General features: G+C 63.5%; 27 protein-coding genes. 16 read left to right on the top strand and 11 right to left on the bottom strand.

Annotated features, from left to right (window positions below; translation table 11 throughout):
* Positions 1 to 148 precede the first annotated feature (148 nt).
* Both priS and OB905_00260 read left to right on the top strand, forming a co-directional pair.
* A complete protein-coding gene (gene priS / locus OB905_00265) occupies positions 149 to 1,324 on the top strand; it encodes a DNA primase small subunit PriS (GenBank protein ID MCU4924419.1) in 1,176 nt (391 codons plus the stop codon).
* Entirely contained in the window at positions 1,321 to 2,274 is a 954-nt protein-coding gene (locus OB905_00260) for a hypothetical protein (protein MCU4924418.1), read from the top strand. The genes priS and OB905_00260 overlap by 4 nt, the downstream gene beginning before the upstream one ends.
* 126 nt (positions 2,275 to 2,400) lie before the next feature.
* Here the strand turns inward: OB905_00260 and OB905_00255 are convergent, their stop codons facing one another.
* The 3 genes from OB905_00255 to OB905_00245 all read right to left on the bottom strand — a co-directional run bounded on the left by OB905_00255 (position 2,401) and on the right by OB905_00245 (position 7,181).
* Positions 2,401 to 4,347, bottom strand: coding sequence for a PAS domain-containing protein (locus tag OB905_00255; GenBank protein ID MCU4924417.1), 1,947 nt, complete (start codon positions 4,345 to 4,347; stop codon positions 2,401 to 2,403).
* A gap of 321 nt (positions 4,348 to 4,668) precedes the next feature.
* Positions 4,669 to 6,933 carry a CDC48 family AAA ATPase gene (locus OB905_00250; protein MCU4924416.1) on the bottom strand — a complete coding sequence of 755 codons (2,265 nt, stop codon included), beginning with the start codon at positions 6,931 to 6,933 and terminating at the stop codon, positions 4,669 to 4,671.
* Positions 6,930 to 7,181 carry an Hsp20/alpha crystallin family protein gene (locus OB905_00245; GenBank protein MCU4924415.1) on the bottom strand — a complete coding sequence of 84 codons (252 nt, stop codon included), beginning with the start codon at positions 7,179 to 7,181 and terminating at the stop codon, positions 6,930 to 6,932. Before OB905_00245 ends, OB905_00250 begins: the two co-directional genes overlap by 4 nt.
* A gap of 295 nt (positions 7,182 to 7,476) precedes the next feature.
* On the opposite strand from OB905_00245, the gene OB905_00240 reads away from it, so the two are divergent.
* Positions 7,477 to 8,241, top strand: coding sequence for an alpha/beta hydrolase (locus OB905_00240; GenBank protein MCU4924414.1), 765 nt, complete (start codon positions 7,477 to 7,479; stop codon positions 8,239 to 8,241).
* A 75-nt stretch (positions 8,242 to 8,316) separates the two neighbouring features.
* Complete coding sequence (locus OB905_00235; protein MCU4924413.1) at positions 8,317 to 8,493, top strand: hypothetical protein; 177 nt, start codon at positions 8,317 to 8,319, stop codon at positions 8,491 to 8,493.
* Positions 8,494 to 8,562: 69 nt separating this feature from the next.
* On the opposite strand, the gene panB is transcribed toward OB905_00235, so the two are convergent.
* A complete protein-coding gene (gene panB / locus OB905_00230; protein ID MCU4924412.1) occupies positions 8,563 to 9,363 on the bottom strand; it encodes a 3-methyl-2-oxobutanoate hydroxymethyltransferase in 801 nt (266 codons plus the stop codon).
* A 113-nt stretch (positions 9,364 to 9,476) separates the two neighbouring features.
* On the opposite strand from panB, the gene OB905_00225 reads away from it, so the two are divergent.
* Complete coding sequence (locus OB905_00225) at positions 9,477 to 9,710, top strand: DUF5822 domain-containing protein (GenBank protein ID MCU4924411.1); 234 nt, start codon at positions 9,477 to 9,479, stop codon at positions 9,708 to 9,710.
* 42 nt (positions 9,711 to 9,752) lie between these two features.
* On the opposite strand, the gene OB905_00220 is transcribed toward OB905_00225, so the two are convergent.
* Positions 9,753 to 10,424, bottom strand: coding sequence for a helix-turn-helix domain-containing protein (locus OB905_00220; GenBank protein ID MCU4924410.1), 672 nt, complete (start codon positions 10,422 to 10,424; stop codon positions 9,753 to 9,755).
* A gap of 323 nt (positions 10,425 to 10,747) precedes the next feature.
* On the opposite strand from OB905_00220, the gene OB905_00215 reads away from it, so the two are divergent.
* Complete coding sequence (locus OB905_00215; protein ID MCU4924409.1) at positions 10,748 to 11,398, top strand: orotate phosphoribosyltransferase-like protein; 651 nt, start codon at positions 10,748 to 10,750, stop codon at positions 11,396 to 11,398.
* A gap of 107 nt (positions 11,399 to 11,505) precedes the next feature.
* Positions 11,506 to 12,120, top strand: a complete 615-nt coding sequence (locus OB905_00210; GenBank protein ID MCU4924408.1) for a DUF4399 domain-containing protein — start codon at positions 11,506 to 11,508, stop codon at positions 12,118 to 12,120.
* Between the two features lie 145 nt (positions 12,121 to 12,265).
* Here the strand turns inward: OB905_00210 and OB905_00205 are convergent, their stop codons facing one another.
* Positions 12,266 to 13,228, bottom strand: a complete 963-nt coding sequence (locus OB905_00205) for a transcription initiation factor IIB (protein ID MCU4924407.1) — start codon at positions 13,226 to 13,228, stop codon at positions 12,266 to 12,268.
* Positions 13,229 to 13,389: 161 nt separating this feature from the next.
* Here OB905_00205 and OB905_00200 point away from each other — a divergent pair, with 161 nt between their 5' ends.
* Positions 13,390 to 13,983 carry a ribonuclease HI family protein gene (locus OB905_00200; protein ID MCU4924406.1) on the top strand — a complete coding sequence of 198 codons (594 nt, stop codon included), beginning with the start codon at positions 13,390 to 13,392 and terminating at the stop codon, positions 13,981 to 13,983.
* A gap of 82 nt (positions 13,984 to 14,065) precedes the next feature.
* The gene (locus tag OB905_00195) at positions 14,066 to 14,695 is read left to right on the top strand and encodes a rnhA operon protein (protein MCU4924405.1); all 630 of its coding nucleotides are present in this window, start codon (positions 14,066 to 14,068) and stop codon (positions 14,693 to 14,695) included.
* Here OB905_00195 and OB905_00190 read toward each other — a convergent pair.
* The gene (locus tag OB905_00190; GenBank protein ID MCU4924404.1) at positions 14,689 to 15,048 is read right to left on the bottom strand and encodes a PadR family transcriptional regulator; all 360 of its coding nucleotides are present in this window, start codon (positions 15,046 to 15,048) and stop codon (positions 14,689 to 14,691) included. The two genes, OB905_00195 and OB905_00190, sit on opposite strands and share 7 nt — an antisense overlap.
* Before the next feature lie 202 nt (positions 15,049 to 15,250).
* On the opposite strand from OB905_00190, the gene OB905_00185 reads away from it, so the two are divergent.
* From OB905_00185 to OB905_00155, 7 genes are all read left to right on the top strand, one after another.
* On the top strand, positions 15,251 to 15,784 hold the full coding sequence (locus tag OB905_00185) for an inorganic diphosphatase (GenBank protein MCU4924403.1): 534 nt from the start codon (positions 15,251 to 15,253) through the stop codon (positions 15,782 to 15,784).
* A 109-nt stretch (positions 15,785 to 15,893) separates the two neighbouring features.
* Positions 15,894 to 16,034 carry a hypothetical protein gene (locus tag OB905_00180; protein MCU4924402.1) on the top strand — a complete coding sequence of 47 codons (141 nt, stop codon included), beginning with the start codon at positions 15,894 to 15,896 and terminating at the stop codon, positions 16,032 to 16,034.
* A 95-nt stretch (positions 16,035 to 16,129) separates the two neighbouring features.
* Positions 16,130 to 17,473, top strand: a complete 1,344-nt coding sequence (locus OB905_00175) for an alkaline phosphatase family protein (GenBank protein MCU4924401.1) — start codon at positions 16,130 to 16,132, stop codon at positions 17,471 to 17,473.
* 50 nt (positions 17,474 to 17,523) lie between these two features.
* Positions 17,524 to 17,892, top strand: coding sequence for a hypothetical protein (locus OB905_00170; GenBank protein MCU4924400.1), 369 nt, complete (start codon positions 17,524 to 17,526; stop codon positions 17,890 to 17,892).
* 122 nt (positions 17,893 to 18,014) lie between these two features.
* The gene (locus tag OB905_00165; GenBank protein ID MCU4924399.1) at positions 18,015 to 18,428 is read left to right on the top strand and encodes a DUF371 domain-containing protein; all 414 of its coding nucleotides are present in this window, start codon (positions 18,015 to 18,017) and stop codon (positions 18,426 to 18,428) included.
* Between the two features lie 54 nt (positions 18,429 to 18,482).
* The gene (locus OB905_00160) at positions 18,483 to 19,343 is read left to right on the top strand and encodes an endonuclease III (GenBank protein MCU4924398.1); all 861 of its coding nucleotides are present in this window, start codon (positions 18,483 to 18,485) and stop codon (positions 19,341 to 19,343) included.
* 134 nt (positions 19,344 to 19,477) lie between these two features.
* On the top strand, positions 19,478 to 19,774 hold the full coding sequence (locus tag OB905_00155) for a hypothetical protein (protein MCU4924397.1): 297 nt from the start codon (positions 19,478 to 19,480) through the stop codon (positions 19,772 to 19,774).
* Positions 19,775 to 19,877: 103 nt separating this feature from the next.
* Here OB905_00155 and dhaM read toward each other — a convergent pair whose 3' ends face one another.
* The 4 genes from dhaM to OB905_00135 all read right to left on the bottom strand — a co-directional run bounded on the left by dhaM (position 19,878) and on the right by OB905_00135 (position 24,462).
* A complete protein-coding gene (dhaM, locus tag OB905_00150; protein MCU4924396.1) occupies positions 19,878 to 20,267 on the bottom strand; it encodes a dihydroxyacetone kinase phosphoryl donor subunit DhaM in 390 nt (129 codons plus the stop codon).
* Between the two features lie 37 nt (positions 20,268 to 20,304).
* Positions 20,305 to 21,009 carry a dihydroxyacetone kinase subunit DhaL gene (gene dhaL, locus OB905_00145; protein ID MCU4924395.1) on the bottom strand — a complete coding sequence of 235 codons (705 nt, stop codon included), beginning with the start codon at positions 21,007 to 21,009 and terminating at the stop codon, positions 20,305 to 20,307.
* Between the two features lie 147 nt (positions 21,010 to 21,156).
* Positions 21,157 to 22,158, bottom strand: a complete 1,002-nt coding sequence (gene dhaK / locus OB905_00140; GenBank protein ID MCU4924394.1) for a dihydroxyacetone kinase subunit DhaK — start codon at positions 22,156 to 22,158, stop codon at positions 21,157 to 21,159.
* Between the two features lie 363 nt (positions 22,159 to 22,521).
* On the bottom strand, positions 22,522 to 24,462 hold the full coding sequence (locus tag OB905_00135) for a beta-CASP ribonuclease aCPSF1 (protein ID MCU4924393.1): 1,941 nt from the start codon (positions 24,460 to 24,462) through the stop codon (positions 22,522 to 22,524).
* Between the last annotated feature and the right edge of the window lie 213 nt (positions 24,463 to 24,675).

The following is a 24,675-nucleotide window of genomic DNA, read 5'->3' as shown; positions in this document are numbered from 1 at the left end:
TCGATAGCCACCAGTGTTCGCGATCGCCGGGTACGAACGGTCGGTTCGGCAGTCGCCAGGAGGACCGGTCTCTCTCGGGGGCACCGTCTCTCCTATCGCGTACATTCGGAAACGACTATAGTCCGCGCTCCCTGACTACCGGAGACGTATGGAAGAACGGACGAGAGCGTACCTCCGAGGGCGGTTCCGGGATCACTACCGCCGCACGGAGATCACGCCGCCGCCGGACGCAAACGAGCGCGAGTGGGGATTCATCCCCTGGACGGACGGGCCAGGGACGACGATGGTTCGCCACCGCTCGCTACTCGAACTCGGCGACCTCTCCGAGTTTCTCGTCCGCAAGCGCCCCCAGCACGTCTACTTCTCTGCGGGGCGCTATCGGGACCCCGGTGCTGGGTCGATGAGCGAGAAAGACTGGCGCTCCTCGGATCTCGTCTTCGACTTAGACGCCGACCACCTCCCCTCGGTCACCCTCGGCGAGGACAGCTACGCCCAGATGCTCGCGAAGTGCCAGGACGCCCTGCGACGGCTGCTCGACTTTCTGGAAGACGACTTCGGCTTTACCGACCTCGAAGTCGTCTTCTCCGGGGGCAGAGGCTACCACGTTCACGTCAGAGACGAGTGCGTCCGGCACTTAGAGCGAGAACACCGCCGCGAGATCGTCGACTACGTCCGCGGGATCGGCCTCGACTTCGAGGAGCTGATCGAGACCGAGACGGTCGCCGGACTCGGCCGAAAGACGCCGACTGAGCGCCGAACGCTCCGGATCGACGGCGGCTGGGGCGCGCGGACCCACGACCACTTCATGGCGTTCGTCGACGACCTCCTCGAACTCGAGGCGGAGGCGGCAATCGATCGGCTCCGCGAGTTCGACGGCATCGGTGAGGGGAAAGCGCAGGCGACGCTCGCCGCCGCCAGGAACAACCGCAGCGAGCTCGAGGCGGGCAACGTCACGGTCCACACCGCAGTCGCCCAGCTCGCAGAGCGCTTCGCCGCGCTCGCGGTCGAACGCGACAACGCCCCGATCGACGAGCCGGTGACGACCGACACGAACCGGCTCATCCGGCTGCCGGGGAGTCTCCACGGCGGCAGCGCCCTAGAAACCCGGCGTATCGCCCGTGAAGACCTCGACGCGTTCGACCCGCTGGTCGACGCTGTCCCCGAGACGTTCACGGGCCACGAGATTACCGTCGACGTCGATCAGGGCGGCGAGATCGAACTCGGGGGCGATATCTTTACAGTCTCAGAGGGTGACCAGTCACTCCCAGAGTACGTCGCCATGTTCCTCATGGCTCGCGGCCGCGCCGAGAAGGAGAAAGAATGAACTTAGACGAGCTGCGCACGGTCCAGAGCAAAGAGCGCCGGACGGATAGCCTCCAGCAGCTCCGCCCGTCGTTCTACCAGGAAGTCGGCGACTACATCGCCGACTTAGAGGCCGAGCGCGACCGCGCGGCCGCAGCCACCGACGACCCCTTCGCCTCGCCGGAAGTCAGCCGCCTCACAGACGAGATCGAGACCGCCAAGGACGTCGTCGAGGCAATCTACGAGCGCCGGATGGGCAAGCTCGTCAAGCAGGCGAGCCTCGCGGCGGCCGGCATGTCTGCCGACGCCGAGGGGCTTACCGCCGAGGAGGAGGAACTCTTCGAGACGCTCGTCGGAAACATCCGAGACAACAAGGGCCGCGTGCTCGACGTCTTAGAGGGCGCGACGGTGGACGATAGGGAAGCCGGGCCCGAACCGGACGCCGAATCGGCGACGGCCGGGAGCACACCGGACGCGGGGACTGTGGAACCGGGCGCCAACGCCGACGCACCGCCGGTTCCGCCGGAAGAGCCGCCTGCGCCGCCGGCGGAAGCGGGCGAGTCCGACGCTCCGGACGCTGAGCCGACCGGCCCTGACGGAGAGTCGGCCGTTCCGGGATCGGAGACGGGCGTGACTGCCGCCGACGTAATGGGCGGCGAGGGGCCGGCGCCGGCCGAGCGGTCTGAAGCGCCGGCCGACCCGACACCGGAATCCGTCTCGGGTTCGGACGCATCGTCGGACGACTCACAAAACACGTCGGCCGGCGAATCCCAGGAGCGCTCGGCAAACACCGTCTCGTCCGAGACGGGCGCAGATATCGAGCGCGTCACCGTCCGAATCACGCGAGACGTCGGCTCCATCCTCGGCGTCGACGAGCGCGAGTACACCCTCTCGAACGACGACGTCGTCACCCTCCCCGAGCGAAACGCCACACCGCTGGTCGAACGCGACGCGGCCGAGGCCCTCGAGTAGTCGATTTTACGGCCTTGTTGAACCCCTCAATCGGAGAGAGGGTTGAGCAACCGTGCTGCATAGAGAGCGCGAATACAGCACTCTCTGAATATACATTACCGAGATGGAAATGTCAGCACAGGCCGTCTAGGTATCGATAGCCGACAGGGTAAACGAGAACGTTGCTCCCTCGCCGGGCTCAGAGTCGACCCAGATCTTGCCGCCGTGGCGCTCGACGACCCGCCGGGAGAGCGCGAGGCCGATGCCCGTCCCCGAATGTTCTTCGTGTGTGTGGAGTCGCTGGAACACCTCGAAGATACGCTCCTGATCGTCTTGATCAATTCCAATACCGTTGTCCGCCACTGAAATGATCCATTGGTCGTCATCACGCCTGCTGGAAATGTCGATCTGCGGTAGCTCGTCCCCGCTGTACTCGATCGCATTCCCCAACAGATTCTGGAAGACCTGGCGTAACTGGCTGTCGTCGCCAGCTACCTCGGGGAGATCGTCGGCTGTGATCTCGGCGTTACGCTCCTCGATTTGCATCTGCAAATCTTTGCGAACGTCATCAAGGACATCGTTGAGATCGACCGGTTCAAACGGATCGCCACGCGTTTCGATGCGCGAGTACTCGAGTAGCCCGTTGATCATCTGGCGCATCCGCGTGGCGCCGTCAACGGCGAACGCGAGGAACTCTTCACCATCTTCGTCGAGCGTATCTCCGTGTCGGCGCTCGAGCAGCTGGAGGTAGCTCGTAACCATCCGTAGTGGCTCCTGAAGGTCGTGGGACGCGGCGTAGGCGAACTGCTCTAAGCGTTCGTTCGACTCCTCGAGAGCGCGCTGGTACTCCCGTCGTTCGGTAACGTCTTGTGTGACGACCATCCCTGCGTAGACCTCGTCGTCGGCGCTTCTGACGGGGAGGGTGTAGACGGATAGGTTTCGATCGTAATACTCGAGTTCGAACGAGTTCGGTTCACCCTCCAGGGCGGCCTCGAAGTATGGTTCGATCTCCTCAACCAGATCATCTGGGTAACTGTCGTAGATGCTGTTTCCAATTCGATCTCCCGGAGAGACACCGACTGCATCCAGCAACTCCCCGCCGACGGCCGTAAACTGCATGTCGTGGTCGAAGAGCCCAACTGCGCCGTTCGGGAAGTTTTTGACGAGTGTCCGGTAGCGACGTTCGCTCTCCTCGAGCGCGCGCTGTTGGTCCCGTCGTTCAGTGATGTCTTCGATGGCGAATACGACGCTCTCGATCTTTCCGCTGTCGTCGGAGACCGGCGCTCCGTTGACGGAGATCCAGACGCGCTCTCCATCCGGGCAGGACACGCCACTAACATAATCGAACACCGGTTCACCGGACTCGATAATTTTCGGGAAGGGTTTCTCGTCATCAGGGATCGGTTCACCGTCAACGCTGACTTCGTTCCAGTCGGAGTCGTCGAAGGTGAGCTCGTTGATCTGGTCTTTGCTCCGCCCGTAGATCTCCTCAGCGCGGTCGTTGGCGAACTGCATCTTGCCGTCGCTGCCGACGATGGTGATCCCGATCGGACTCGTTTCGACGATCGTTTCGTAGCGAGACAGCTCTCGTTCACGTCGTTTCCGTTCGGTGATATCACGGGAGTAGACTGACAGGCCAGATTCCGAGGGATAGATCGCGTTCTGGAACCACTTGTCCCACGGTGGATAGTAGTCTTCGAAGACCACGGCCTCTTGTGTCTCAAGCGCCTCATACAGCGCGCTTTCGAACGTCTCTGTGAGCTTCTGGTCACGAATGTCAGACCCAATTGCGTCCGCACCAAGTCCCAGAAAGTCCACTGCGTGATCGTTCAGATAGCGAAAACGGAGTTCTTCGTCGAGGGCGTAGAAACTGTCCGAGATTCGATCGTATACTGCGCCGAGGTCGCTGTCTAGCGCCTCCATCTCTTGTCCTGTGGTGATTGCTTGTCCGTCCGTAACTGGCTGCCACCAGACCCGTCCGTTCCCCCCGACTTTCTTGGTTTCGAGCCGGTCGTGATCGACGAGTCGTTTGAGTCGCTCGTAGGTACTCCGGCGGCCGAGGTCGAGTTGGCTGGCTACCTCGGTTGTCGTCATTGGTGCCCCTCCCGCTTCGAAGAGGGCAAGCGTCTCTCGGAGTACGTCGGTCAACTGTGGCTCAGTCACTACTTCAGGTGGTGGCAACACGAACGGATAAGCGCTCCGCCGTTGGAGGCTGGCGGACGACGAGGCACGTCTGGTTTCGTGGATGTGTCGCGCGTGGGTGATCCGTGGGTTCAGAGATGAAACAACCGAAGTCGTCCGTGATGAACACATCCTCTCTCTTCGGCACGTCTCTCTTATCAGGTAGAGAGATGTTCAACAGAGCCGCCATTACAGAACAAAAAGAGCTGTCACACCGTCTGCGACGAGCGTCGCCTACTGGAACGTTCGACCGAGCTGTTCCTGTCCCTCCGGTTCGGCGGACTGGAACTCGGCTTCGATCTCCTCGTAGCGCTCGCGGGTCTCGGGAGTCACGCTCGGCTGGACCTCATCGAGAGCGTGCTCGAAGTGCTCGCGGCTGATACGGACGTTCTCGATCGTGTCACCCATCTCCTCGGGGTCGACCGAGTTGATGAACTCGCGGCTGGCGGCCATCGAGGCCTCGCGACAGACCGCCTCGATGTCGGCGCCGACGTACCCCTCCGTCTGGGCAGCGAGCCACTCGAGGTCGACCGCGTCGGCGAGGGGCTTGTTGCGGGTGTGGACGTCGAAGATCTTCCGGCGTCCCTCCTCGTCGGGAACCGGGACGTGGACGTGGCGGTCGAGGCGTCCGGGTCGGAGCAGCGCCGCGTCGATCAGGTCGGGTCGGTTCGTGGTGGCGATGACGACGACATCCTCGAGTTCTTCGAGCCCGTCGAGTTCGGTCAGTAGCTGGCTGACGACGCGCTCGCCGACGCCGGAGTCGGTGGTCGTCCGGCCGCGCTCGCCCGCGATCGAGTCGATCTCGTCGAAGAAGATCACGGTCGGGGCGTTCGACCGCGCCTTCTCGAAGATTTCACGGACTCCCTTCTCGGACTCACCGACGTACTTGTTCAGCAGTTCGGGACCCTTGATCGAGATGAAGTTCGACTGGGCCTCGTTCGCCACCGCTTTGGCGAGCAGCGTCTTCCCGGTCCCTGGCGGGCCGTACATGAGGACGCCCTTTGCGGCCTGCATGTCCATCTGCTCGAAGACCTGCGGGTAGTCAAGCGGCCACTGGATGGTCTCGCGCAGGCGCTCTTTGGTGTCGCCCAGGCCACCGACGTCGTTCCAGGTGACGTCGGGCACCTCGACGAATACCTCGCGCATTGCGGAGGGCTGGATCCCCTTCAGGGCCTCTTTGAGATCGGATTCGGTGACCTCGAGTGATTCGAGGACGTCCGCGTCGATCTCCTCGGACTCCAGGTCGAGTTCGGGGCGAATCCGGCGCAGGGCATTCATCGCTCCCTCGCGGGCGAGGCTCTCTAGGTCGGCGCCGACGAAGCCGTGGGTGTTCTCGGCGTACCGATCGAGGTCGACGGACTCGGAGAGGGGCATCCCGCGGGTGTGGACCTGCAGGATCTCCTTGCGGCCATCCTTGTCGGGGACGCCGATCTCGATCTCGCGGTCGAATCGGCCACCGCGGCGCAAGGCGGGATCGATGTCGTCGACGCGGTTGGTGGCGGCGATCACGGTGACGCGACCGCGCTCTTCCAAGCCGTCCATCAGGCTGAGCAGCTGAGCGACGACCCGGCGCTCGACGTCGCCGCCGGCTTCCTCACGCTTTGCCGCGATCGAGTCGAGTTCGTCGATGAAGACGATCGCCGGGGCGTTCTCCTCGGCTTCCTCGAAGACTTCGCGCAGTTGCTCTTCGGACTCGCCGTAGTACTTCGACATGATCTCCGGTCCGGAGATCGTCTGGAAGTCCGCGTCGATCTCGTTGGCGACCGCTTTTGCCATCAGCGTCTTCCCGGTCCCCGGCGGGCCGTGGAGTAAGACGCCCTTTGGCGGCTCGATGCCGAGTTGCTGGAACAGCTCGGGATGGCGCATCGGCAGCTCGATCATCTCGCGGACCTGATCTAACTCGTTGTCCAGGCCGCCGATGTCTTCGTAGGTGACGTTGGGAACGCCGTCGGCCGATGGGGCGCCAGCGCTCGCCGCGATCTGTTCGGCGGGCGTCTCGGAGATCTCGATCTCGGTCGAGTCGGTGATGACGACGGTGCCAGACGGCGAGGTGTCTGCGATCATCAGCGGTACTTCTTGCCCGGAGCCCGCCATCGGACCGAACGACAGCGAGAACGGTACCGTCTGTCCCTCCGAAACAGCCTGCCCGGAGAGCTTGTCCCGGACCAGCGGGCCGATGTCGCCGCGGATACGGAGGTTCTGTGGGAGCGCGACGGTGACCGTCGAGGCGGCCTGGACGTCCGCAGGCTCGACGGAGATCCGGTCGTCGATCCCGACGTTTGCCGCCTGTCGGAGGCGGCCGTCGATCCGGATCACGCCCCGTCCCTCGTCCTCAGGGTAGCCGGGCCAGACACGGGCGACCGCTTGCCCGTCGCCAGCGCCGTCGATCACGATGTAGTCGCCGTTCTCCAGATCCAGTTCGCGCATCGCGACGCGATCGATCGCGGCGAGTCCGCGACCGGCGTCTTTCTGTTTTAGGGGTTTGACCGTGAGTTTCATGCAGTGTCCTCCAGTTCGATAGTGAGCACGCCGTTTTTGATAAACGTGTGCGCGTCGGCGTCGGCCGCCTCGGGGAGTTCGAACTCGTACTGTTCGTCGTCGTCGGCGACGATGACGGTCGTTCCGAGGACCTCGGCCGAGACGTCTTCGCGCTCGGCACCGAGGTCGACAGCGAGAACCGAGTCGTCGCCGTACTCGTATCGGCGGACGAACCGTTCGTCGCGACTGAGTGGGGTCTTCTGAGTCATCTAACTAACCCAATGTTAGTCCTACTAGTATAAATATCTTTCCCCGAAGAATCGCCGTACAGCGGCTGGTCTAGCGATAAAGGATTGATCGCAGTTCAGAGAGAATAGAAGCCGTTTGTACCGCGATGTGGTCATGAGAGGAGGATGGTCGCCATCGGCCTCTCTCGGCTACGGTACCGCCCGCGATCGGGTCGGCCGGACGCGACCGTCGAATCGAGCCGTCGGCGTCGGCTACTTGACTCCGCGGTCCGGAACCGACTCGTGGGTTTATACTCGTCGTCCGCCTGGGAAACGTATGGAAACCGTCGACCACCACGGGCGTGAGACGGCGTACCGGGTCGTTTCTGGCCCGGACGACGGCTCGACGGTCTGTCTGGTGCATGGAAGTGGGGGGTCGAGTGCGACCTGGTCCGGGCAGGACGCGCTCGCCGACGCGCACACGGTCGTCGGGGTCGACCTGAGCGGCCACGGCGCATCCGCAGATATCGACGCAGCGCCGGGCTATACGACGCTGTCGGCGTACGCCGACGACGTGATCGCGGTCGCGCGGGCGACAGATGCCGACGTGCTGGTCGGCGCCTCGCTGGGCGGTGCCGTCGTCTTGCACGTCCTGCTCGAGCGCGAGTTCGATCCCGAGGCCGTGATCGTCACCGGGGTCGGCCCCCGACCCGGCGTGCTCGAAGATCTCATCGAGTGGCTCGCGCGCGACTTCGAGCGCGCGGTGGAGTTCCTTCACGAACCGGATCGGTTCTTTCACGATCCCGAGTCGGCGCTCCGAGAGCGCTCGATCGAGCAGCTGTTCGAAACCGGCCGAGCCGTCACGGAGCGTGACTTCCTGACCTACCACGCCTTCGACGCTCGGGGCGAACTCGGCGCCGTGTCGGTACCCGTGCTCGCCGTCTACGGGACGTACGATCAGCTATCGCCCCCACACGAGCACGAGCGCCTCGCAGCGGCGCTTGAGCGCGCCTCACTTGTCGAGGTCCGGGAGGCTGCCCACCTTCCGATGTGTGAGCGTCCAGGGGCGTTCAACGACGCCGTACGGTCATTTCTATCCTAATCACGGGGCCGGCGGCGACCACCTGTCAGGAGATCACGAGTGTGGTTTATCTCTTCTCGTGTGGTCCGCTAGCTGATGGCACAAACAGTACAAACACAGGAGATCACCTGCCCAACGTGTGGACGGGAGCGAGCCGTCCCGGTTCCCGACGAGGACGTGGAGCTGGTGGTCAGGCCGTACGTGGCCGCCTTCGGGGAGTACAGCACGGTCGAATGCGCGAATGGGCACACCGTCTGGATCTACTACTGCTGACGGCGCTTCCTGGCGCCGTACTGCTGACTGGTGTGGCGGATCAGTTTTGGCCTCGCAGCGACCGAGCTGCTATAGATCGTCGACCTCGTGGCTATGTTCCTCGGCGGGGAACTCGCCGCTCTCGACGGCCTCGACGTAGGCGTCGACCGCGTCTTCCATCTCTGATCGGACATCGCCGAACTGTTTCGAGAACGAGGGTGTCCACTCGCTCAGGCCGACGGCGTCGTGGAAGACCAAAACCTGCCCGTCACAGTGGGGTCCGGCACCGATTCCGATCGTCGGACAGTCGATCGCGTCGGTGACCTCGCGAGCCACGTTCGAGGGGACGTGCTCTAAAATGAGTGAGAACGCGCCCGCCTCGTCGTGGGCCCGTGCGAGGTCGAGAATTCTATCGGCAGCATCGCGGTCGGTTCCCTGTCGGGGGTAGCCACCGTATCGGTTGACGTGCTGAGGGGTCAGACCGAGATGAGCCATGACCGGAATACCAAGCTGAGAGAGGTGTTCGGTGAGCTCGACGGTGTGTGGCCCGCTTTCGAGTTTGACCGCCTCTGCACCCGCCTCCTTGATCATCCGACCCGCGTTCTCGACGCTCGTCGCCCGGTCGACGCCGATCGAGAGAAACGGCATGTCTGCGACGACGAGCGCGTCCTCGGTCGCGCGCGCTACCGAGCCGACCGCGCTCGCCATCTCGTCGACGGTCACAGGAAGGGTCGTCTCGTAGCCCATCGCCGTGTTTCCGACGCTGTCGCCGACCAGAACGACGTCGACGCCGGCTGCGTCGACGATCTCGGCCGACGGGGCGTCGTAGGCGGTCAGCATGGTGATCTGCTCCGAGCCCGCCCGTTCTTGCAGGCTGCGTACGGTTACCATACGTCTCCCTTCGGCGCGTGGAAGTAAACGTCACCGCTCTCGAGTGGCCGCTACTGGGGGTGCCTGCAGGCGGTCCCGAGGCACTTAATACGATTCCGGGCCGAAAATCGACCGTGCCAGAGCCCGTCGAAACGAGTTCGCCCGAGGGCCTCGACTACGGCTGGGTCATGCAGATGACGTTCGTGCTCACGATCCTCGTCGGGGCACCCGCCGTCGCCCTCCTATCGTTGCCCGCCGACCTCCCGACCTGGGGTTCGCGTGCAGAGTTCGCGATTCGCGTCGGGGCCGTAGTCTGGGTAATCGTCGCCCTTTCCGTGTTTGCCTACGCTAAGCGAACCGGCCGGTAGCTGTCGTCTCGAGGATACCACAGCCCACCTCTCGAGCGACGCTCAATCAGACGCTTTCGGCGGTTCGTCGATCTGTTCGCCGGCCAGGACACGATTCGCCCGTCGCAACCGCTCGGAGAGCGCCTGGTGAGAGATGTCGAGTTTCGTTGCCAGATCCTCGAGCGATATCTCGCGAGGAACGTCGTAGTAGCCCTGTCGGTAGGCCTCGCTGATCGCCTCCTGTTGGGCATCGGTCAGCGCGGCGGTCGCCTCGAGATCGGCGTTTTGGTCGGCTTCGACCATCCGTCTGATGTCGGTGACGACGCCTCGTTCCTCGACGGCTCCCATGGCGTCTGAGAGGTCTTCGCGCTGGGGAAACAGGAGTCGAAGCGTCCATCGCTCTTCGGAGACGCGCGCGTCGAGGATCGCCCCGTCGTAGTCGAAGATACAGTGGCAGATATCGTCGACCTGGTCCGTATATCCGAGTCGATACAACCACTCCTCGCCATCCGACGCCTCGAGCAGTCGCCGGTGGGTCTCGACGGACGGATCGGCTGCTAACGTCTCCTCGAGTGTCGCTCGGTCGGTGTTCGAAAACCACACGAGAGGCATCGTCCGGGACGGTCCCTCGGCAACGACGCTCTCCACGCGGAGTTCGAGGTCCGAAACCGATCGCAACGTCTCGGCGAGAGCGAACTCGTCGGCCGAGATCGATACTTCGGTAATCGTCGTCACCGCAACTCACCTCCAGGCGACCCTGGTCGGAACGCGATTCGGGTACAAGGGGTGTGATGCTCGAGTGAGATCATTGTGGGCGTACTCGATCCGCTGGGGGGTGGCCCGGTCGTGCCGAGTGCGGATCGAACTGGTCCCAACGGACACTTCCGAGACGCTTGATAAGCAGGCTTGTCTGTTCCAGTGGTTTAAGAACCGGGTCGGACCTCACAGACGCGAGGAACAGACGACGGCGCCGATGGGACACTCGGTGTTCGGGGTCACGGTTGCAGGAATGCTACTACGACGATACGCCTATAAAAACGGCGACCGAATTCACGCCCATGAAGAACGTCGACGATCTGATCGAGAGCGCATCGGAGCTCGCAAATCGGGGGCTCTCGAAGGGAGAGATTGCGGACGAACTGAACGTCTCGCGCGAGACTGCCAGTTGGCTGGTCGAGCGCAGCGACGCAGCGCCAGAGCCGACGGGGCGCCGCCGTGGCGACGAGGCGGCCGGTGGCAGTCCACAGGACATCCACGTCGACTGGTCTGCAGTCGGCCGGGACAGCAAGCGCATGGAGGCTATCTCAGCGGCGATGGCCGACCTGCTCGCGAAACACGGTGAGGAAGTCGATCTCACGATCGGGATCGAGAAGGCAGGTGGTCCGATCGCGACCCTGATCGCGCGTGAACTCGGGAGCGACCTCGGGACGTACACGCCGGCAAAACACCAGTGGGAAGAAGGCGATATCGAGGACCTAGGTGGAACCTTCAGCCGGAACTTCGCGTCGATTCGCGACCGAGAGTGTTACGTCGTCGACGACACGATCACGAGCGGAACGACGATGCGGGAAACGATCAACGCAATCCGCGAGAAGGGCGGCGAGCCACTGGCCTGTGTCGTGCTCGCAGACAAACAGGGAATCGACGAGATCGACGGCGTCCCGGTCTACTCGTTGTTACAGGTCATCAGCGTCGGCAAGAGCGACTGACCGTCACAGGCAGGCTCTGGCCTTTTTTGACCAGGTCACGGAAAGACAGCAATGTCACTGCAATCGAATCGCGAGCGATGGTCACCTCCTTGTCCAACGACTCACCCATGACACGCCACCTCGATCGACGACAGTACGTCGCCGGGATGGCCGGAATCGGAGCGACAGCACTCGGTGGCTGTCTCGACGGCGGCCCCGGTTCGGACGAACCGCCGGATGAGTCGGATACGGAGCCCGGAGCCGACGATTCCGGCGAGGATGACGAAGAGGTAGACCACGAGAACCCGGAGGGCGAGGTGTGGTTCGAACAGCCAGAGGACGGTGAGACCGTGTCCAGTCCCGTCGAGATCTCGATGGCCGTCGAGGAGTTCGAGCTAGAGCCGGTAGCTGGGACGGGTGATGAAGGAGACGACGACGGAGAGGCCACTGGAGAGGACGAAGAGGCCAATGGAAACGGAGAGACCAATGGAGACGAGGAGGGCCAGGAGCAGTCCGTTCAAGACGGGCAGGGCCACCTCCACGTACTGGTCGACGTCGGCTGCGTCGAGCCCATCGAACCGATCCCGTTCGAGGAGGGATACCACCATCTGGGAGAGGGTGGGACCGATATCACGCTCGACCTCGAACCGGGCGAGTACGACCTGTGTGCACAGGCCAGCGACGGCGACCACATCGCCTACGACATGACCGACGAGATCTCGATCGAGGTCGAAGACGAGTAACACTCGAATCCCGTCGGTCGAAGACGAGTAACGACGGGATTCGAGTGGCACTGACGCCGTTTGCCGGCCCACACTCGCGCAGAGAGATGCCACTGATTGGCGACAGCGGCGATCACACCGAAGATCTCAGAGTGGGGCGACCGAGTTAGCCGTGAATACCCATCGCTTCGATCTGTTCTTGGTAGCGATTCCGGATGGTGACTTCGGTCACCTGCGCGACGTCTGCGACCTCGCGTTGGGTCTTCTTCTCGTTACAGAGCAGGGAGGCGGCGTAGATCGCAGCCGCGGCGTAGCCCGTCGGGGACTTCCCCGAGAGCAGTCCCTCCTCGGCGGTCTTCTCGATAATCTCGTTGGCTTTCGTCTGGACCTCTTCGGAGAGCTCCAGTTCAGAACAGAACCGCGGGACGTACTTCTTGGGGTCGACGGGACGCATTTCGAGGCCGAGTTCCTGAGAAATATATCGATACGTTCGGCCGATCTCCTTGCGCTCGACCCGCGAGACCTCCGAAATCTCCTCGAGACTGCGTGGAATCCCCTCCTTTCGGCAGGCTGCATAGAGTGCGCTCGTGGCGACTCCCTCGATCGAGCGCCCTCGAATGAGGTCCTCTTTCAGCGCGCGCCGGTAGATCACCGACGCGACCTCGCGAACCGAGCGCGGCACGCCGAGCGCGCTCGCCATCCGATCGATCTCGGAGAGGGCGAACTGCAGGTTGCGTTCGCCCGCGTCTTTCGTCCGAATCCGTTCTTGCCACTTTCGCAGCCGGTGCATCTGACTGCGCTTTTTCGACGAAATAGAGCGGCCGTAGGCGTCTTTGTCTTTCCAGTCGATCGTCGTCGTCAGCCCCTTGTCGTGCATCGTCTGCGTCGTCGGCGCGCCGACACGGGACTTCTGCTGGCGCTCCTGGTGGTTGAATGCTCGCCACTCGGGACCCGGATCGATTTTCTCCTCCTCGACGACGAGCCCACAGTCCTCACAGATGAGCTCACCCCGGTCGGAGTCCTTTACGAGATTGTCCGATTCACACTCAGGACAGGCGCGTACCCCCTCTTGATCCTCGGTCTCGTCCATCTCACGCGTTCGCTCCCGCTGGCGGGTGGACCGTGTCATCGCACTTTTATAGTAGTATCACCACAGTATATAAACCCTTGGGGCGAAACACAACCGTACACGTCGAATCCGCTGAAAACGGACGATAGCGGACACCACACTCGAGAATTGTGATACGAAACCAGAACAATTTTATCCAGTTCTGGCCGAGAAACCGACGAATGCCGGTCATCCAGTGTGACGTTGAAGAGGCCCGTCGCCGGCTCGAGGACGCCGACGTCTCCGTCGAGCCGGGAAACACCGACCACGAACAGTGGCGCGCGCGCCGCGACGGTGCGACGGCGGTTGCCTACGAGAACAAGGTCGTGATTCAGGGAGCCGAACCGCGTGCACTCGAGGCGTTGCTCCGGGAGGGCGGCGGACGCGCACACGTCTACTTCGACGGCGGCGCGCGCGGGAATCCCGGCCCTGCAGGAATCGGCTGGGTGATCGTGACGAGCGAGGGAATCGTCGGCGAGGGCTGTGAGACAATCGGGCGCGCGACGAACAACCAGGCGGAGTACGAGGCGCTTATCGCGGCGCTCGAGGCGGCTCGGGACTACGGCTACGAGGAAGTCCACGTTCGAGGAGACTCTGAACTGATCGTCAAGCAGGTCCGCGGGGAGTACGACACCAACAACCCGGAGCTTCGCGAGCGTCGCGTGACGGCCCTGGAGTTGCTCTCTGCGTTCGACGAGTGGACACTCGAACACGTCCCTCGGTCGGTCAACGAGCGCGCGGACGAGCTGGCCAACGAGGCGATGGATCAGGCCTGAGCCAATCCTGCAGCGCCCGTCCACACGAGACCGCCAACCGACAGGCGAAAACCGTTCGAGCGCCGAGATGAGAACCACGCGTATGCGCGACGCAACCGAGGGCGGAGAACCCGAAGACGGAGTCGACGCCGACGAGTCGACGACCTCCACGGACGGATCGACGCTCCCTGACGACGCAGTCGAGGAAGTAGAGCGACTGACTAGACTGGCCCGAGCCGTTGCAGATCCAGCGGAATCGGAACAGTATCGCGACCACCGGGACGACCTGCTCGACCGCCACGAGTTTGCGGCGCGGATTCGCGAGGACGATGGCGGGGACGTGCTCGTCTGTCATCCCGCGGAGTGGCGAGACGGGGACGTGATTCGGACCGACCGGATCGAGGACCTCTCGCGGGCGATCGAGATTCCCCTCGAGGGAACCGAAAATCCCGACGACTGGACGGCCGTCGACCGCGAGAATCGGACGCTGGTCGAGGCAGTTCGCGACGAGCACGGCGAGATCCACGGCGACAACGCGGCGGCGCTTGCAGACTTCTTCGGCAACCACTACGCGAAGCCGATCGAGTCGGCGACGGCGGCGGAGCTCGCCGAGTTTCGGACCGAGTACTTCGTTCGAAACGCGTGGCCGTCAGCTCGTCAGCGAGAGACGATCGACCGGTCGATCGCACTCGTCTACGAGACGGCCGGAAAACGGGTACCGGAGTATCAGTAGCTGCTGTCGACGAGTTCGCGGATCTCGTCGGCGCGCGCCTCGTTCGTGACGATGTTCGAGAGCGCCCACTCGACGCCGTCTAAGACGGCCGCGTAGCCGTCGTCGGTCAGCGAGTACTGGTTGGTTCGCTTGTCGAGTTCGCTCTTCTCGACCAGGCCGAGCTCGACGAGCTCGTCGAGGTTGGGGTAGAGTCGGCCGTGGTTGACCTCCGTTCCGTAGTAGTCCTCCAGATCTCGCTTGATCGCCAGGCCGTACATCGGTTCTCTGGCGAGGATAACGAGAATGTTGTTCTGGAAGGCCGTTAGCTCGCGCGCAATACGCTGTTCACCGCTGATCGTTCGTGCCTCTGACATAGGTTTGTAAATGTCACCAAGCTATTTAAGACTTGCCAACTATCCGCAATTTCGGTCAGCCAGGCCGCCTTCCCTCTGTTTTGGGTGTGTGGCAAGCTGTCGATTCGTGACGACACTCGCGCTGTCGACGGCCGGTAGCCACCGCTTACTCGGTTCAGTGGGATTAGGAAAGTACTTTTTGATCGACAGTGGATGCTCCGGTATGGTAAATCTCTGGGAAGACCTCGAGACGGGACCGAACGCACCGGAAGAGATCTACGCCGTCGTCGAGTGTCTGAAAGGCGAGCGCAACAAGTACGAGTACGATAAGGACGTACCGGGTGTCGTCCTTGACCGCGTGCTCCACAGCAACGTTCACTATCCCTCCGACTACGGATTTATTCCGCAATCGTACTACGACGACGAGGACCCCTTCGACGTGCTCGTGCTCGTCGAGGATCAGACGTTCCCCGGCTGTGTCATCGAGGCCCGGCCTGTCGCGCTGATGAAGATGGACGACGACGGCGAGCAGGACGACAAGGTCATCGCCGTCCCAAGCGAGGATCCCCGCTACGACCATATCGAGGATCTCGAAGACATCCCACAACAACAGCGCGACGAGATTGACGAGTTCTTCGCGACCTACAAGAACTTAGAGGAAGGCAAAGAAGTCGAAACGCTCGGCTGGGAAGACCGGCAGGCTGCATACGACGCGATCGAACACGCACAGGAGCTCTACGAGGAGCACTTCGGCTAATCCGGTTCCGGCAACTCTCTCGATTCGTACGGGTTATCCGACCCCGCGGCGGAGATGCATTATGAGCATGGGTAATTTTATCCACGTCGGTAGCGTCTATTCTACCGCAATGGCATCGAACACGCCCCGACGCACGACGGCCCACCACACCGATTCCGACGCGGCGATCGGCATCGCACACCTGACCGTCGTCCCCACGAACTTCGATCCTGAGACCGCCCGCTCGGAGTCGGAAGAGTCACCCCCCTGACGGGCGCTGTAGCCCCTCCCTTGACCCCGTCGGCTAGTGTCGGAAACAGTGTCTCGAAACGAAGCTTCTTGTATCCCCTCGGACTACGACCCGCCATGGGTCTGTTCGACCGATTACGGGGCGATGGGAGCCCTCGGGTCGCGTTTATCGGCGTCGACGGTGTGCCGTACAGTCTGTTGAGCCAACACGAAGAGCGGTTCCCGAACTTCGCCGAGCTCGCGGAGGAAGGAACCGCAAGCGAGATTTCGAGCATCGTCCCGCCGGAGTCGAGCGCCTGCTGGCCGGCACTGACGACCGGTATGAACCCCGGTGAGACCGGCGTTTACGGCTTCCAGGACCGCGAAGTCGGCACGTACGACACGTACGTTCCAATGGGCAACGAGGTCCAGGCCGACCGTGTCTGGGACCGCGTCCAGGAGGCGGGTCGCAAGGCGTCGGTGTTCAACGTTCCGGTTACCTTTCCGCCACAACGAAACGTCCAGCGGATGGTTTCGGGCTTTCTCTCGCCAGATCTCGAGAAGGCAGCCTACCCCGACGACGTCCGCGAGACGCTCGAAGAAATCGACTACCGAATCGACGTCAACCCGAAACTCGGCCACCAACAGGAGAAAGCCGAGTTCATCGAGGACGCCCACGCGACGCTCGACGCCCGCTTCGAGGCGTTTTCCCACTACATCGAGGAAGACGACTGGGACCTCTTTTTCGGCGTCTTCATGACGACCGACCGGGTCAACCACTTCCTCTTTCGCGACTACGAGCGCGACGGCGAGTACCGCGAGGAGTTCCTCAAGTTCTACGAGAAGGTCGACGACTACGTCGGCCGCCTCCGCGAGGCCCTCCCCGAGGATGTCACTCTCGTCGTCGCCTCCGACCACGGCTTTACGAGCTTAGACTACGAGTTCCACTGCAACGAGTGGCTCCGCGAGAACGGCTGGCTCTCCTTCCAAACCGACGAGCCCCAGGAGCTAGACGATATCAGCGACGATACCCGTGCGTACTCGTTCATCCCTGGCCGGTTCTACCTGAATCTCGAGGGCCGCGAGCCCCGCGGTTCGGTTTCCGAAGACGAGTACGACGACGTCCGCGACGAACTCAAAGCCGAACTCGAAGCCATCGAGGGCCCCGATGGCGAGCCCGTCGTCGACCGCGTCGTCGAGAAAGAAGAAGCGTTCCGCGGCGACCACGACGAGATCGCTCCCGACCTCGTCGCGATTCCTGCCAAGGGCTTTGACTTCAAGGCGGGCTTCAAGGCCGACTCCGAGGTATTCGACACAGGACCGCGAAACGGGATGCACAGCTTCGACGACACCTCACTATACATCGACACACCCGACGCCTCGATCGGAAACGCCGACTTGCTCGACATCGCGCCGACGATCCTCGATCTGCTCGATATCGAGTACAACCGCGGCGAGTTCGACGGCGCAAGTCTGGTCTAACCTAGGGTTCGCACCGAAACTCTTACACAATCTGACTGGTAGCATCGCGTATGAGAGAAGCCGTCGTCATCGGGGGCAGTCTGGGGCTGGCGATAGTGACGGCCGGGGCGACGGGACTCCTGCTCGGGAGCACTGCGACGGTTTTCGGCGCGACACCGATCGGAATCGCCATCTACCTCGTCGTCGGAGTCGCCCTGCCACAGTACGTCCTCTCGCGTGAGACTGGCTCCCCTGCCCAACTTGGGCTGGCGGCGCTCTCGATCGCCGGCGGCGTCCTCGCGATACTGGGAAGTCTCGCGCTCGGGTCGGCGACCGCCGAAACGGGAGTCGGCCGCGTCCTGCTGTTCGTCGTCGTCCTCGGCAGCGTGTTAGGTGCGATCGTCCGGGAGTTCCGTGCCGGATACCGGGCTCGCTCGTAGCGGGCTGGCGTACGACAGCTCTGCGATCCCACACCAGAGAAAGAGCGCGACACGAGGAACCGAGGACGTCCACCCGTGTCGGAATTCGAGTCCGTTTTCTGACCGGCCGCGTACCCTCGGTCATGGAAGAAGTCATTCACGCCCGCGGTCACGAGAACGTCAGCGCCGAGCACGCGAGCACGTTCGAGGTGACAACCGACGACTACCTCACCCCCGCCGGGGACTGCATCCTCGCCACCGACGCCGACCGCGCACCTGCCGACTTCGACCCCGAATTCGTAGAGGCCTGTCGAGACGAGGCGGCGACAATCGAGGTCACGATCGAAGCCGGCAACCACACCGACTCGGTGACCGGTCGCGGTGACCCGGATCTCGAGTTCACTAACGAGCGAAGCGCCGTCGGGCGAACCAGCGACTACGTCGACGACCGGACGATCCTGCTGGGCGCCGAGTTCGCCGCCGAAGGCTTCGACCGCGACCTCGTCGAGACGCTCGCCGACGGCGCCGACGTGACGGTGACGATCACCGTTTCGTAGGGCAGCCGTGCGGTGGACGCTGGACCTTTGGCCGTCCGGTACTCGTTCCAGAGCATGAGCGACGATCCCGAACCGGCCGAAAACATCAGCGGCGGGCTCGACGGCGGCGGCGAGACCGCGGCGTTCGACCCGGCGACCGCCGAGACGCGCGCGGAGGCCGTCGTCGATCGCCTCGGAGAGCTATACTGGGAGAAGAGCTACGGGGGACAGGACGCCTTCACCTGCCTCGTCCGGACGATCCTGAGCCAGAACACGAGCGACGTCGCCAGCCAGCCTGCCCACGACGCGCTGATGGAGCGGTACGGGGGCGGTGGGGAACACACCACCGAAGACAACGCGAGCGCCGAACCGGCGGCAGATCTCGCCGCGGCACTCGCCGCCGCAAACCAAGAGACGGTCGCTGAGACGATCGAATCCGCGGGGCTGTACAACCAGAAGTCCCGGATGATCGTCGAGGCGGCTCAGTGGGTCTGCGAGGCGTTCGGCTCGGCGGCGGCGTTCGACGCGTTCGTGCGGGAAGCGGATCCGGCGGCGGTCCGCGACACTCTTCTCGGCGTGCGCGGTGTCGGGCCGAAGACGGCGGACTGTGTCCTCCTCTTTGCTGGCGGTCGAAACGGCGTCTTCCCCGTCGACACGCACGTCCATCGGCTGTATCGCCGCATGGGAATCGCGCCGGCTCAGGCCGATCACGAGACGGTCCGTGAAGTTCTCGAACGGGACGTCCCGCCGGAGAAGTGCGGCTTCGGCCACACTGCGACGATCCAGTTCGGTCGCGAGTACTGCACGGCGCAAGCCCCGGCTTGCCTGGAGGGAGCAGACGCCTGTCCCCTGGCCGGTCGGTGCGAACAGGTCGGCGTTGATCTGGCGACTGGTGCGGTCGTCGATCCGGCCGTGACCGCCGAACGTGAGAGGTAACCGGGCGAGGCAGGCAACGTCAGTGAGGGAGGCGGAGACGGCGCCCAGATAGAGATGAGCCAAACGACTGTCCCGTGGTGAGCCCTCGGCCATAGATCGGTATCATATAGGACGAACAGGTCGTACGGGAACGCATGTCCCGGTGTCTGAACTGTGGCGTCATCGCCAAACACATGTACGAGGTTGCAGCTCAGCCGCAGTCTGGAGAGTCCGTCGGCATCGTCTGTTACGATTGCAAGGAACTGTTCGGACAAAACGGCAGCGAGGGGGCCGAGTGTGGATTCCACGAGGCGTGTACCGATTCACCGGAGTACGTCGCACTCGTCCAGCGGACGGAGACGAATGATTCCGGCGGTATCGATATTGTGACTGACCAAGAGCCGATCCTCTGTCGAGGTCACGTCGAGGAGCTACTCGACGAGAATCGCTGAACCGTCCGCGTTCTGGGCACAGAAACCCGAGCGAGGTAAGCAGCGATCCCGAGACGGGCGACGAGTGTCGTCGTGAACGGGTCGTCCAGCAGGGCGACGACTCTCAATCGAGCTTTCGGTACTGCCGTGCCTCCTCGGCTCGTCCGACGACCTCCGCGAGCGTCGCCTTCGGCGACGTCGCCGCGACGGCGGCGTTGAGCGCTCCCTCGAGGATCGGCGCGTCGGCCACCCGGACCTCGACGGGTTCCTCGAGAGTCTCGATCGCGAGTTCGGCGTTCATTACCGCGCTCCCCAGATCGACGAGCACGACGACGCCGTCCCCGTCGTCGGCCTCGAGAATGGCGGCTTCGATGTCCGGAGCACTTGTCCCGATTCCGCCGCCAGGATCGCCTCCGGCCGCGACGAGTCGCGCGTCACCGCCCATCTCCGTCGCGACCTCGACGATTCCCTCGGCGGCTCTCGCGCTGTGAGAGACGACGACGAGTCCGATCACGGTCGCCACCCTTGGCTGTCCTCGGGTCGTGTCATGCTCATTGGGTCGGTTCCTCCTCGGGAACGGTTGGAGAGGCCGCGTCACGCTCGCCCGCCCCGTCGAGGTACTCCTCGGCGACGGCGAGCAGTTCCTCCAGGATCAACAGCGTCGACGTCGCCCCTGGATCCTGGTGGCCGACCGATCGCCAGCCCAGATAGGACGCCCGCCCTTTCGAGGCGCGGATCGGTGTGGTGAACCGGACGCCGCGCTCGGCCGCGTCGACGCTCTTGGCGAGCGCGTCCAGGGGGTCGAGGTCGTCTTGCTCGATCGACTTCTTGTAGGTATGGACCGCCGGCGTCAGCGCGTCTACCATCGTCTTGTCACCGACGCGGGCATTGCCGCGATCCTGGACCTTCTCGAGGTACGCCTCGGCAAACGCGACGGTCGAGTCAGCCGTCACACCGTCTGACAGCGCGGTGCTGGCACTCATCGCCGAACCGCCGTACAGCGGTCCCGCAGCGCCGCCGACCTCCCTGATCAGCGTCGTTCCGACGGTCTTGACCATCGTCGCCGGATCGGCGTCGTCCAGGTCGTCGATCTGTTCGACGACGGCACGCATCCCGCGGTCCATGTTCGCCCCGTGGTCGGCGTCGCCGATTGCGGAGTCCAGATCGGTGAGGTGCTCCCGTTCGGCCTCGATTCGTTCGGCGATCGCCTCGACGGCGTCCCGGATCGCCTCGCGCTGGGTGGCCTCGTCAACCATGGGCACACCTCCGCTTGAGCAACTGTATAGGCGCACTTCCGGAGCTTCGCGTCGGCGCTCTCGCGGTCGTGTTCACGGAGCTACGTGGCGGAACTCTCGCAGTCGCGTTCTCGCAATGGCACAGCGGCGAGATTACGGCCGATTGGCTCATTCTCGGACCGTCAACGCTGGCGTGTCCGCGGGAGCCGCCAGCAGCTCCGTGAGTTCGTCGTCGACAGCGGCGACGGTGATCGAACAGCCGTCCATATCCAGCGACGTCATGTAATCGCCGACCCAGGCGTCCCAGACCGTGAGCTCGTGCTCGCCCATGAGCTCCTGGAGCCGGTGGTTGACGACGTACAGCTCTGAGAGCGGCGTTCCGCCCATCCCGTTGACGATCGTCAACACTTCGGTGCCGGCCTCGAGGTCGAGATCGGCGAGAACGGCCTCCGTGAGGTGATCGGTGATCTCGTCGGCAGACATGTGTTCGACGCGCTCAGTCCCAGGTTCACCGTGGATCCCGATTCCGAGTTCGATCTCGTCCTCGCCGAGGTCGAACGTCGGCTCGCCCTTCTCGGGGGTGATACAGGAGGTAAGCGCCGTCCCCATGGTGCCAACGTTGTCGACGACCTTCTCGGCGATTCGGACGACCTCGTCTAACTCAGCGCCGTCAGCTGCGGCCGCCCCCGCGGCTTTGTGGACGAGGATCGTCCCACAGACGCCGCGTCGACCGCTCGTGTACAGCGAGTCCTCGACCGCAACGTCGTCGTTGACGAGCACCTGCCGGACGTCGACGCCCTCCATCTCCGCCATCTCGGCGGCGGTGTCGAAGTTCATCACGTCGCCCTCGTAGTTTTTCACCACGCAGAGGACCCCCTCGCCGCCGTCGCAGGCCTCAATCAACTCTGCGATCTGATCTGCCGTCGGGGAGGTGAAAACGTCGCCAGCCGCCGCCCCGTCGAGCATCCCGTCGCCGACGAACCCGGCGTGGGTCGGCTCGTGCCCGCTGCCGCCGCCGGAGATCAGCCCGACCTTTCCGTCGACCGGGCCATCCGCACGGACGATCACTTCGAGCCCCTCGAGCCGCCGGAACCGGTCGGGGTGGGCCGCGACCATCCCGTCGAGCATCTCGTCGACGACGTTCTCGGGATCGTTGATCAGTTTCTTCATCAACAATTGTTGCACTTGCCATGCGATAAGGATTTGGGGGGTGCACTGGCCAGCGCAGAGACTGTCTCTGGAACGTGTCGGTGCCTAACTCGCCGTGCGAGTTCGTCGGACTGAACGTCGACGGACGCTGCGTGAGTGCGGTGTCGGCCCTCGTCTAACGGACGCCATGTGTGAACGATGGGCCGAGCGCACTCGAGAACTCGTCGAACGGACGGATGGCGTCAGAGACGCACGCGGAGGTTCGAGATGCGCTCGGACTTCGAGACTGACAGAACGGATCGCGGTCTCAAACCGGTTTGGACTCGATACCGTGCGTCGACGTCGAGTCGTCGGGAACAGTCCGAACTCGTGTCGACGATTATCTCAGAGGAACCGGAACGTTTCGAGATTCTTCGGCGCGAACGTCCGCATGTTGTACTCGTGGTACAGCGCGCTCGAGAGGTCCTGCGTGGAGCGTTCGTCGCCGTGGACACAGAGCACCTTCTCCGGACGGGGATTCATCGTCTTGACGAAGTTCTCCAGACCGGCGCGGTCGGCGTGGCCGGAGAAGCCGTCGACGGTCTCGACGTCCATGTTCAACGAGAGGGTGCCGCGACCGTTGCTGTTTCGACCGCCGCTGTGGCCGACCTCGCTGGTCGGGATCTCGTCCCAACCGTTCTGGATGCGTCGGCCGAGCGTTCCCTGGGCCTGGTAGCCAACGAAGACGAGCGTCGAGTCCGGGTCGGGGCCGATGTGGCCGAGCCAGGACATGATCGGGCCGCCGGTAACCATCCCGGAGGTAGACAGGATGATGCAGGGCTCGCCGTCGGCGACCTCCTGGCGTTCCTCCTCGCCGCCGTCGATGTGGTTGAACTCCTCGGCGAGGAAGGGGTTCTCGTCCTCGTGGAAGATTCGGTCTCGAAGATCGTCCCGGAGGTACTCAGGGTAGGTGGTGTGGATCGCCGTCGCCTCCCAGATCATTCCGTCCAGGTGAACGGGCATCGAGGGAATATCTCCGGACCGCATCGCCTCCTCTAAGACCAGCATGATCTCCTGGGAGCGACCCACGGCGAACGCCGGAATGAGGACCTTGCCGCCCTTGTCGTAGGCCTCATTGATGACCTTCTTTAACTTCTCCTCTGAGTCTTCCTGATCGGTCTGGTAGTCGTTTCGACCGCCGTAGGTCGACTCCAGAACGAGCGTCTCGACACGCGGGAAGTCGTTGACCGCGCCGTTGAACAGCCGCGTATCCTTGTAGTGGATGTCACCCGAGAAGGCGACGTTGTAGAGGCCGTCGCCGATGTGGAAGTGCGAGACGGCCGAGCCGAGAATGTGCCCCGCGTTGTGGAAGGTGAGCTTGACGTCCGGCGCGATGTCCGTGACGTCGCCGTACTCTAGAGGGATGCAGTGTTTGATCGCCTCACGGACCATCTCGGACTCGTAGGGTGGGGCTCGCCCCTCCTTGGCGGCGACGTCCAGGTAGTCGAGGGTGAGCAGTCCCATCAGATCCCGAGTGGGCTCCGTGCAGTAGATCGGTCCGTCGTAGCCGTACTTGAACAGCAGCGGAATGAGCGCGGAGTGGTCGAGGTGGGCGTGGGTGAGGACGACGGCGTCGATGTTCTGTGGACCCGCACCGAGCGCTTCGGGGGCGTGGAGGTACGGGACTTCGCCCTCGGCGCCGGGTTTGTCGCCACAGTCGATGAGGATGCGCGTCTCGGGCGTCGAGAGGATAAAGGAAGCGCGACCGACCTCGCGACAGCACCCAAGCGTCGTGATGCGGACGTACTCGTCGTCGGACATCTCCTCGCGGTGGATCTGCCGACCGACCCGTTCTAAAATATCTCGCCGGTCGTCGCGCTCCTGTTTGAGGAAGTTTCGAACGTTGGAGACCGTCGAGGACTCGATCGGGGGCGTGCGAACGACCTCCGGCGTCCAGCCGACGGACTTGGTAATCTCTCGGAGCGTCGAGCCGTGGCGTCCGATCACCATGCCCGGCTTCTGGGCCTCGATGACGACCTCGCCGGTGTCGGCGTGGAAGTCTAAGTCCGTTACGCCGGCCTCCTCGGGAACGACGTTCATCACTTGCTCGCGTGCCTCGTCGGGGTGTGAGAGGACGCTCGGGTCGGGGCGGACGGTGATTCGCTTGCGAAGCTTGCTCGCGAGCGTACGGATGAGGTCGCCCTGCTGGGCGAACTTCTTCGGGTCGCGCGTGTAGACGACCAGTTCCGGCCCTTCGTACTTCACCGAGGAGACCGAGATATCGCTCGGTAGCTCGCTCGTGATCTGTGCTTCCAAATCGTCGAGTTGCTGCTCTACAGTGCTCATAGGTCGCCGAATGTGGCTTTGCGTGAACTCGCCGACGGAGGGCGACACTCGTACAGTGACAGACGGGATCGAAGGACGACTCGCCTCGCGCCACAATCGCGGCGCCGGGACGATCGCCCCCGAGACGAAACCGCCGGCCGTCGGCGGTCTGTCTGAGTGGTATCGTCTCGAATCATCGCTCCGTAATCGTCTCCATGCTGTGACGAGCACGCT

This window comes from Halobacteria archaeon AArc-dxtr1, from assembly GCA_025517425.1.
Classification (GTDB): Archaea; Halobacteriota; Halobacteria; order Halobacteriales; family Natrialbaceae; genus Halostagnicola.
Note: the sequence above shows the minus strand (reverse complement) of the source record. Positions and strands in the feature narration are given on the sequence as shown.